The sequence below is a fragment of the Leisingera sp. F5 genome (assembly GCF_001593695.1).
In genome coordinates this window covers 1-1,144 of sequence record NZ_LUKH01001273.1, presented here as the reverse complement: position 1 = coordinate 1,144, position 1,144 = coordinate 1, and the positions used below count along the sequence as shown (strand labels likewise).

Sequence of the window (1,144 nt, the reverse complement as noted above, 5' to 3'; positions counted from 1 at the left end):
AACGCGCAGGCGAGGCAGAGCTGCGATCTGAGATCGCCACGATTGCAACCGAGATTCTGGCGGAAAAAGGCATTGTTCTGAACCGCGAGGACCGCCAGCAGCTGAACAAGGAGCTGTATGACGAGGTCACCGGCCTTGGCCCGCTTGAGGCGCTGCTGCAGGACGACACGGTCAGCGATATCCTGGTGAACGGCCCGCAGCAGATCTTTATTGAACGTGATGGCAAACTGCAGATCAGCGACATCACCTTCAAGGATGAGAAGCATCTGATGCGGATCATCGACAAGATCGTCTCGGCTGTGGGCCGCCGTGTTGATGAAAGCAACCCCTATGTGGACGCCCGCCTGGCCGATGGCTCGCGTTTCAACGCGATGGTGCCGCCGGTTGCGGTGGATGGCTCGCTGGTGTCGATCCGGAAATTCAAAAAAGACAAGCTGGGCATCGACGACCTGGTGAATTTCGGCGCCTTCACCGAGGAGATGGCCGCCTTTCTGCAGGCCGCAGTTTCGACCCGGCTGAATGTCATCGTCTCGGGCGGTACCGGTTCGGGTAAAACCACCACGCTGAATGCGCTGTCCAGCTTCATCGACAATTCCGAGCGGATCCTGACGATCGAGGATACCGCGGAACTGCAGCTGCAGCAGACCCATGTGGGACGGATGGAAAGCCGCCCGCCCAATGTTGAAGGCAAGGGCGAGGTCTCCCCTCGCGACTGTCTGAAGAACGCTCTGCGGATGCGCCCTGACCGTATCATCGTCGGCGAGACCCGCGGCGAGGAAGTCATCGACATGCTGCAGGCGATGAATACCGGCCATGACGGCTCGATGACCACGATCCATGCCAACTCGGCCCGCGACGGGATTTCACGCCTGGAAAACATGATTGCAATGGCAGGTATTGAAATGCCGCTCAAAGCGGTGCGCAGCCAGATCTCCTCGGCTGTGAACCTCATTGTGCAAGCCTCGCGTCTGCAGGACGGTTCCCGCCGGATGACCTCCATCACCGAAATCACCGGCATGGAGGGCGACGTGATCTCGATGCAGGAAATCTTCCGCTTCCAGCGGGTCGGGCTGACCCCGGACAACAAAATCATCGGCCATTTCACCGCCACCGGCGTGCGCAGCCATTACTCTGAGCGCTTCCG

Annotated in this window: 1 protein-coding gene; it reads left to right on the top strand. The window is 59.7% G+C overall.

The window, feature by feature from the left end:
* The coding region (locus A2I95_RS40720) for a CpaF family protein (protein ID WP_291737990.1) at positions 1 to 1,144 on the top strand (1,144 nt) is incomplete at both ends.